Consider the following 8,916-nt stretch of genomic DNA (forward strand, 5'->3'; position numbering starts at 1 on the left):
CCGCCGGCGGCCGCCGCCCCCGCGGCCCCGGGTGCTCCCGGCGAGGTGGCGGCCCAGCTCACCGAGCGGCTCGGCGCCCGCAGCGCGGGCGCCTACCTCGACTCGTCCACCAACGAACTCGTCGTGACCGTCACCGACGCCGCCGCGGCGCGCACCGTCCGCGCGGCGGGCGCGCAGCCGAAGACGGTCGAGCGCAGCGGCGCCGACCTGAAGGAGGTCATGGCCGAGCTGAAGCGGGACGCGACCGTCCCCGGCACCGCGTGGGCGATCGACCCCGCGTCCAACAAGGTCGTCCTGACGATGGACAGCACCGTCAAGGGCGCGGACCTGCAGAAGGTGCGCGGCGAGGCCGCCGAGCACGGCGCGGCCGTCCGCACCGAGCGGGTCGCCGGCGAGTTCCGCATGTTCACCGCCGGCGGGCAGGCCATCTACGCGGGCGGCGGCCGCTGCTCGCTCGGCTTCAACGTCCGGAGCGGCAGCACCTACTACTTCCTGACGGCCGGGCACTGCACCGCCATGGGGACGACCTGGACCGACGGCAGCGGGCGCACCCTCGGCCGCACCGCCGCCAGCAGCTTCCCCGGCAACGACTACGGCGTCGTGCAGTACACGTCGACGCCGCAGGACACCCGCGGCGTCGTCCACCTGTACGGCGGCGGCACGCAGGACATCACGCAGGCCGGGAACGCGACGGTCGGCCAGACCGTCACCCGCAGCGGCAGCACCACCGGCCTGCACCGCGGGCGGGTCACCGCGCTCAACCAGACCGTCAACTACCAGGAGGGCAGCGTCAGCGGCCTCATCCGGACGACCGTGTGCGCCGAGCCCGGCGACAGCGGCGGGTCGCTGTTCGCCGGGTCGACCGCGCTGGGCCTGACCTCGGGCGGCAGCGGCAACTGCACCTGGGGCGGCACCACGTTCTTCCAGCCGGTCACCGAGCCGCTGTCCCGGTACGGGCTGAGCGTGTACTGATCCCTGCGAGTACCGGTCCCCCGGGGTCCCGCGCTAGACGGCGGGGACCTCGAGGGTCCGCAGGATCTCGGCGATGACGTCGGGCTGCCGGTCGGTCAGGTAGAAGTGGCCGCCCGGCAGCGTCCTGAGGGCGAACGGGCCGTCGGTGACGTCCCCCCATCCGGCGGCCTGCTCCGCCGTGACGTGCGGGTCGTCGTCCCCGATGATCGCCGTGACCGGGACGGCGAGCCGGGTGCCGTCCCGGTGCGCGTAGCCCTCGATCAGCGCGAAGTCGTTGCGGACGTACGGCAGGACCAGCTCCCGCAGTTCCGGGTCCTGCAGCGCCTCGGCGTCGGTGCCGCCGAGCTTCACCATCTCGGCGACCACGCCGTCGTCGTCGCGGTCGGCGACCCGGTCGTCCCCCCGGTCGTGGGGCGGGCGGGCGCCGGACGCGAACAGGTGCACGGGGGCGCTCCCCCGCTCCTGCAGCAGCCGCGCCGCCTCGTAGGCGATCACGGCGCCCATGCTGTGCCCGAACAGCGCGGCGGGACGGTCGACGAGCGGCGCCATCGCGCCCGCGACGAGCCGCGCGAGCTGGTGCGGGTCGCCGACGAGCGGCTCGCCCATCCGGTCGGCGCGCCCGGGGTACTGGACGGCGTGGACCTCGACGGCGGGGCTGATCTCCTTGGCCCAGGTCCGGTAGAACACCGCCGACCCGCCCGCGTGCGGCAGGCAGAACAGCCGCATGGACGCCCAGGGGCGGGGCTCGGCGCAGCGGAACCAGCTCACGTGATCAACTCCTCCTCGTCCCGGCGGGGGACGGCGCGCGGGTCGTGCGGCAGCGGCCACGGCGCCGTCCGGGGGTCGGGGACGAGCTTGGGGGCAACGGTCTCCGCGGACACCTTAAAGCCCCGCCGCCGGTAGTTCGCCATCGCGTTGGGGTGGTCGAGGCTGCTGGTGCGCAGCCACACCCGGGTGGCCGGGCCGGCGCCCGGCGCCCACAGCTCGCCGCGCCGCCACGCCCGCCGGACGCACTGCTCCACCAGGTACCCGCCGCAGCCGCGGCCGACGAACGCGGGCCCGAGCCCGACCAGGTGGATCTCGGTGTCGCCGCCGGGCTGCGCCTCGATCTCGAAGAACCCGGCGACGGTGCCCTCGGCCATCGCGATCCAGGTGCTCAGCTCGGGCCGCTCCACCCAGGCGCACCAGTCGGCGTGCGTCCAGCCGAACCGGTCGGTCCAGCAGACGCGGGCGCCGACCAGCGCGTACAGGGCGCGGTTGACCTCGGCGGACGGCCGCCCGGCCAGCGTGAACGTCATCTCGACGCCCGGCAGCGGCGCGGGCCGCAGGTCGGCGGCGTCGAGCATCTCCATCGTCCACTCGGTGACGGCGGGGACCTCCAGGGGCTCTCCCGGGCTAGTCACCCATGGCCTCGACGAGGCTCTTGGGCCGCATGTCCGTCCAGTTCTCGTCGACGTACCGCAGGCAGGCGTCGCGGGTGTCCTCGTCCTTCGCCACGGTCCAGCCGGCGGGGACCTCCGCGAAGGACGGCCACAGCGAGTGCTGGCCCTCGTGGTTGACGAGCACGAGGTACGTGCCGTCGGGGTCCTCGAACGGGTTCGTCATGTCATCCCTTTCCGGTCTCGCTGTGGAGTTTGTCGAGCCTGGCGGCGAGCACGGCGCCGATCTCGGCGGCGGGGCCGGGCTCCATCAGCAGGTGGTGGTCGACGTCGATCGGGTACTCCTCGACGCCGCCGTCGACGAGCGGGCCCCAGTTCGTCCGTCCGGTGGGCGAGTCGGCGGTGCGGCCCTTGAGCGCGGTGAAGAACACGACGTCGCCCCGGTACCGGCCGGGCCGGTACTCCTCGGCGTGCCGGAGCCCGTTCTCGTAGTTGCGGTAGACGTTGACGAGGTCGTCCTCGCCGAGGGTGGCGAGGGCGTCCTCGCGTTCGGCGAGCACCGCCATGATCCGCGCCATGTCGGGGTTGCCGTCCGCGGCGATCATCCCGGCGTCGATGCCGATGGCCTGGAGCAGTTCGGGGAGGACCTCGCGGCGCTCGGATTCGAGGTCCTGCCCGTGGTAGGCGTCGATGAGCGCGAGCATCCCGACCTCCTCGCCCGCGGCCTGGAGCCGGACGGCCATCTCGTAGGCGACGAGCCCGCCGAGCGACCAGCCCGCCAGGTGGTAGGGGCCGGACGGGCGGACGGCGCGGATCTGCGCCAGGTAGTCCTCGGCCATCTCCCCGACCGACCCCGGCAGCTCGGACCGCGTGAACGCCCGCGCCTGGAGCCCGTAGACGGGCTGGTCGGGTCCGAGGTGCCGCTGGAACTGGAGGTAGCCCCACGCGAGGCCCCCGGCGGGGTGCACGAAGAACACCGGCGGCCGCGTCCCGGACGTCCGGATCGGCAGCAGCACCTCGAAGCCGAGCCGGTCCGCGGGGTCGCCGGCGCGGGTGAGGGCCTCGACGGTCTGGTGGGTGAACACGTCGCGGGGCGTCAGCTCGATGCCGGCCCGCCGGGCGCGGGTGACGAGCTTCAGCGCGGTGATGCTGTCGCCGCCGAGGTCGAAGAAGCTGACGTCCGCGCCGACCCGGTCGAGGCCGAGGACGCCCGCGACGATCCCGGCGAGCCGCTCCTCCTCGGGGGTGCGCGGGTCGCGCCCGGCGGCGGCCTCCCCGTAGTCGGGGGCGGGCAGCGCGCGGCGGTCGAGCTTGCCGTTGGGCCCGACGGGGAACGTGTCGAGCCGGACGAACGCCGCCGGCACCATGTACTCGGGCAGCCGGCGGGCGACGAACCGCCGCAGGCCGTCCGTCCCGCCCCCGTCCCGCGGCAGGCCGGGGGCGACGACGTACGCGACGAGCGACTTCACGCCGGGCGTGTCCTCGCGGGCGACGACGGCGACGTTCGCGACGGCGGGGTGCGCGGCGACGGCGGCCTCGATCTCGCCGAGCTCGATGCGGAAGCCCCGCACCTTCACCTGGAAGTCGGCGCGGTCGACGTATTCGAGGGTGCCGCCGGGGCGCCACCGCACCAGGTCGCCCGTCCGGTACATGCGGTCGCCGGGCGCGCCGTACGGGTCGGCGACGTACCGTCCGGCGGTCAGGGCGGGGCGGCGCAGGTAGCCGCGGCCGAGCCCGGCGCCCGCGATGTACGCCTCCCCCACCACCCCGGGCGGGACGGGCCGCAGGCCGGCGTCCAGCACGTAGACGCGCATGTCGTCGATCGGGCGGCCGAGCACGGCGGACGTCTCGGCGGGGTCGGCGAGCGGGCCGCGCTGCCCGGTGACGGTCGTGTACGTGGTGGCCTCGGTCGGCCCGTACACGTTGCCGACCTCGGTGTCCGGGCACGCGGCGAGGACCTTGCGGATCGCCGCCGGGGACCCGGCCTCGCCGCCGGTGAGGACTTCGCGGAGCCGCGCGAACGCGTGCGGCCGCTCGTCCGCGACGAGGTTGAACAGGGTGGTGGTGAGGAACAGGCCGGTGAGGTCGCCGTCCGCGACGAGCCGCTCGATGGCGGCGCCGTCGAGGTGGCCGGGCGGCGCGACGACGGCCGTGCCGCCGTGCAGCAGCGGCGTCCACAGCTCGTAGATCGACGCGTCGAACGCGTGCGGCGAGTGCACGAGGACGCGGTCGTGGGCCCCGCCGCGCAGGCGTCCGTCCGTGGCGAGGTCGACGGCGTCGCGGTGCCGGAGCATCACGCCCTTGGGCACGCCCGTCGACCCGGAGGTGAACAGGACGCACGCGAGCTGCTCGGGGTGGCACGGGACGCCGGGGTCGGTGCCGGGCAGGCCCGCGAGGCCGGGGTCGTCGTCGAGGTCGAGGACGTGCGCGGACGTCTCCAGGTCCGCGGCGCGCTCCCGCATCGGCGCGTTCACCACGAGGACGGGCGCCGCGACCTCGGCGACCGCCCACGCCGTGCGCTCCGCCGGGTACCCGTGGTGGATCGGCGCGTACGCCCCGCCGGCCTTGAGGATCGCGAGGGACGCGACGGCGATGTCGGCGGACCGCTCCAGCAGCACGGCGACCGGCACGTCCCGCCCGACCCCGAGCCCGATGAGCCGGTGCGCGAGCCGGTTGGCGCGCTCGTCCAGTTCGGCGTAGGTGAGCGCCGCGCCGGTGTGCGGCGTGCGGACGGCGACGGCGTCGGGGGTGCGGGCGAGCCGGGCGGCGAACGCGCCGGTGATGGTGCGGGCGGCGCGGTCGGTGCGCGGGCCCTGCCAGTCGCGCAGGACGAGGGCGCGTTCGTCCCCGTCGAGGACGTCGATGAGGCCGAGCGGCAGGGCGGGCCGGTGCGCGATCGCGTCGAGGATCCGGACGAACCGCCGCATCAGCCGTTCGGCGTCGTCCGGCGGGAACAGGTCGGTGCGGTGGTCGATCCGCAGCGACAGCGACCGCCCGGGGACGGCGGCGAACGTCAGCGGGTAGTGGCTGGCGTCGTGGCCGTCCACGCCGTGCAGGGACAGCCCGCCGAGGTCGGTGCCCGCCGCGTCGGGGTCGAACGGGTAGTTCTCCAGCACCGTCATCGTGTCGAACAGCGCCCGGCCGCCCGCGAGCCGCTGGACGTCGGCGAGGCCGAGGTGGTGGTGCGGCATCAGCGCGGCCTGCTCGTCCTGCAGGCGGGTGAGCGCGGCGGCGACCGTGTCGGCGGGACGGACGCGCACCCGGATCGGCAGCGTGTTGATGAACAGGCCGATCATCTGCTCGACGCCCTGCAGTTCGGGGGGCCGTCCGGACACGGCGGCGCCGAACACGACGTCCGTGCTCCCGGTGAGGCGGCCCACCAGCACGCCCCACGCGAGCTGCAGGACGGTGTTGAGGGTGACGCCCTGCGCGCGGGCGCGCGCGCTGAGCGCGGCGGTGAGGTCTTCGGTGAGGCGGGTGCGGACCCGTCCCGGTGTTTCCGCGCCGGGCTCGGACGCGCCGGGCGCGACGAGCGCGGGCTCGGTGAACCCGTCGAGGGCGCGGCGCCAGGCGTCCTCGGCGGCGGCCCGGTCCTGCCGCGCGAGCCACGCGAGGTAGTTCTTGTACGGGGCGACGCGCGGCATGCCGGTGTCGTCGCCCTTCGCCAGGTAGAGCGCGAACAGCTCGGTCTGCAGGACGGGCGTGGACCAGCCGTCGAACAGGATGTGGTGGTTCGTGAACACCATGCGGTGCAGGCCGTCGCCCAGCCGGATGAGCAGGAACCGCAGCAGCGGCGGCTTCGCCATGTCGAACGGCCGGGCCCGCTCGGCGTCCGCGAGCCGCCGCGCCTCCGCCTCCCGGTCGGCGTCCGGCAGGCCGCTCAGGTCGGCGTCCCGCCAGGGCAGCCTCACCGTGCGGTGCACGACCTGGACGGGCGAGCCCTCCTTGCGCTGCCGGAACCCGGCGCGCAGGTTCGCGTGGCGGCGCAGCAGCGTCGCGGCGGCGGCCCGCAGCGCGTCCACGTCCAGCGGGCCGCGCAGGTCGAACACGATCTGCGCCGTGTAGACGTCGCGGCCCGAGTCGTACAGGGCGTGGAAGAACAGCCCCTGCTGCAGGGGGGACAGCGGGAGGATGTCCTCGAGTTGCGACGTGCTCAATCGTCCTCCCATTCGCCGTCGAGCTCCGCGGCGAGCTCGTCGATCTCGTCCTGGCCGAGGTCCACCAGCGACAGGTCGGACGGCGTGAACCCGCCGACCGGGCCGTCGGCGGCGCCGTCGACGACGTGCGCGACGAGGCCGCGCAGCGCCGCCGTCCAGCGCCCGGCCAGGTCGGCGATCGCGGCGTCGTCGAACAGGCTCGCGGCGTAGGTCCAGGTGGCCGTCAGTTCGGGGCCGTCCGGCAGGTCCCGGGTGTGGGCGTTCACCTCGATCGCGTGGACGAGCGCGAGCGCGTCGTCCTGCCCGCCGCCGAGGGCGTCCGACTCCGCCTGCGCGGCCGGGCCCCAGTCGGCGGCCTCCGGGACGGCCGACCGCCCCAGGTAGTTGAACGCGATCTGCGGGTGCGGGCGCCCGGCGAGCCGCGCCGCCGACGACGGGTTCAGGTACCGCAGCAGCCCGAACCCGACCCCGTTGTCCGGGATCTCCCGGAGCTGCTCCTTGACCCGCTTCAGCGCGGTCCCGACCGCCTGGCCGCCCTCGCGGACGTCGGACGGCTCCACCCAGCCGGCGTCGAGCCGCACCGGGAAGATCGACGTGAACCAGCCGACCGTCCGCGACAGGTCCACGCCCGGGACGATCTCCTCGCGGCCGTGCCCCTCGAGGTCGACGAGCACCGCCGTCTCGTCCGTCACGCCCCGGTCGCGGCGCCACTCGGCGACGGCCAGCGCCAGCCCGGTGAGCAGCACGTCGTTGGCGCGCCCGTGGAACGCGGCCGGGACGTCCGCGAGGAGCGGCCCGGTGACGTCGGCGGGCAGGCTCACCGTGCGGTGCCGGGCGGCGCCGAACGTGTCGGCGGCCGGGTCCAGCGGGCGGGCGCCCAGCACGGGGTCGGGCGTCGCGAGGACGTCCTCCCACAGCGGCAGTTCGGCGGCGCGGGCCGGGTCGGACGCCTCGGCGGCGAGCCGCTGCGCCCACCGGCGGAACGACGTCGGGACGGGTTCGAGCGTCCCCCCGGCCCACGCGGCGACGAGGTCGGGCAGCAGCACGCGCCACGACACGCCGTCGACGACCAGGTGGTGCAGGGTGAGCAGGAGGCGCCCCGAGCGGTCCGGCCCGGCGTCGAACCAGACGAGCCGCACCATCGTCCCCGCCTCGGGGTCGAGCCGGTCGCGCGCGGCGCGGGCCTCCGCGGCGAGGACCGCCCGCAGCTCCGCGCCGTCCAGCCCGGCGACGTCCACGCGCCGGACGAGCGGCGCCGCGTCGACCGTCCCCCGCTCGGCGACCTCGAACTCGGCGCCGCGCACGCGGAGGCGGAGCATGTCGTGGTGGTCGATGACCGTGCGCAGCGCCCGCGTCAGCTCCGCGACGCCGAGGGACGGCGGCACCTGGAGCAGCATGCGCTGGCTGTAGCCGGCGACCGGCCCGTCCAGCTCCCGGAACCAGTGCATGATCGGCGTCGCGGGGACCTGCCCGATCCCCGCGCCGGGCGGTTCCGCCTCGACCTGCTCGTCCTCCCCGACCGGACGCGCGACGGCCGCCAGTTCCTCGACGGTCTGATGCTGGAACACCTCGCGAGGGGTGATCACCAGGCCGCTCTGGCGGGCACGGGAGACGAGCTGGATCGCGATGATCGAGTCACCGCCCAGATCGAAGAACCCGTCGTCCACCCCGACCCGCTCCAGGTTCAACACCTCGGCGAACAGGCGGGCAAGGGTTTCCTCTTCGGGGGTGGAGGGAGTACGAGAGGACACCTTGGCCGAGAAGTCGGGTTCGGGAAGCGCCTTGCGGTCGAGCTTCCCGTTCACCGTGAGCGGCAGCGCGTCCAGCTCGACGATGACCGCCGGGACCATGTAGTCGGGCAGATCACGGCCGACGAAACGCCGCAGCTCCCCCGAGTCGACGCCCGAGCCCACCACGTAGGCAACCAGGCGATCGTCCCGGACGACCACGGCCGCGTCGCGGATCTCCTCGTGGCGGGTGAGGGCCGCCTCGACCTCGCCCAACTCGATCCGGAACCCGCGCAATTGAACCTGCTGGTCCGCGCGCCCGAGGTACTCCAGTGCCCCGTCGCGGCGCCACCGGCCCAGGTCGCCCGTGCGGTACATGCGGGTGCCCGGTTTGCCGTGGGGATCGGCGACGAACCGCTCCGCGGACAGTCCCGGACGGTTGAGGTAGCCGCGCGCGAGCCCGGGACCGGCCACGTACAGCTCGCCCACGACGCCGGGCGGAACGGGCTGGAGGTAGTCGTCGAGCACGTAGACGCGCAGGTCGGGGATGCCGGTCCCGATGATGCTGCCGGGCGCGGTCGCCGCGTACGCCCGATCGAGCGCGATGTACGAGACATGCACGGTCGTCTCCGTGATCCCGTACATGTTGACCAGCGTCGGAGCGTTCTCCTGGTGCCGCGA

General features: G+C 75.0%; 6 protein-coding genes. 1 reads left to right on the top strand and 5 read right to left on the bottom strand.

Annotated features, from left to right (window positions below):
• A partial coding sequence (locus AB0L25_RS40660; protein ID WP_500178960.1) for a S1 family peptidase occupies positions 1 to 972 on the top strand: 972 nt, incomplete at its 5' end.
• Positions 973 to 1,005: 33 nt separating this feature from the next.
• Here the strand turns inward: AB0L25_RS40660 and AB0L25_RS40665 are convergent.
• The 5 genes from AB0L25_RS40665 to AB0L25_RS40685 form a co-directional block, all read right to left on the bottom strand.
• Positions 1,006 to 1,740, bottom strand: coding sequence for a thioesterase II family protein (locus AB0L25_RS40665; protein ID WP_500178961.1), 735 nt, complete (start codon positions 1,738 to 1,740; stop codon positions 1,006 to 1,008).
• Positions 1,737 to 2,375, bottom strand: coding sequence for a GNAT family N-acetyltransferase (locus AB0L25_RS40670; protein ID WP_500178963.1), 639 nt, complete (start codon positions 2,373 to 2,375; stop codon positions 1,737 to 1,739). The genes AB0L25_RS40665 and AB0L25_RS40670 overlap by 4 nt, the downstream gene beginning before the upstream one ends.
• Entirely contained in the window at positions 2,368 to 2,577 is a 210-nt protein-coding gene (locus AB0L25_RS40675; RefSeq protein ID WP_500178965.1) for an MbtH family protein, read from the bottom strand. Before AB0L25_RS40675 ends, AB0L25_RS40670 begins: the two co-directional genes overlap by 8 nt.
• 1 nt (position 2,578) lies before the next feature.
• Positions 2,579 to 6,508: an amino acid adenylation domain-containing protein gene (locus AB0L25_RS40680; RefSeq protein ID WP_500178967.1), complete on the bottom strand. Its 3,930-nt coding sequence runs from the start codon at positions 6,506 to 6,508 to the stop codon at positions 2,579 to 2,581.
• A partial coding sequence (locus AB0L25_RS40685) for a condensation domain-containing protein (RefSeq protein ID WP_500178968.1) occupies positions 6,505 to 8,916 on the bottom strand: 2,412 nt, incomplete at its 5' end. The genes AB0L25_RS40680 and AB0L25_RS40685, both read right to left, overlap by 4 nt.

It is taken from the genome of Spirillospora sp. NPDC052242, assembly GCF_040679555.1.
Taxonomy (GTDB): Bacteria; Actinomycetota; Actinomycetes; order Streptosporangiales; family Streptosporangiaceae; genus Spirillospora.

Excerpts from the sequence above, each read along its gene's own strand:
- AB0L25_RS40675 (WP_500178965.1), bottom strand. The coding sequence starts at position 2,577 with ATGACGAACCCGTTCGAGGACCCCGACGGCACGTACCTCGTGCTCGTC.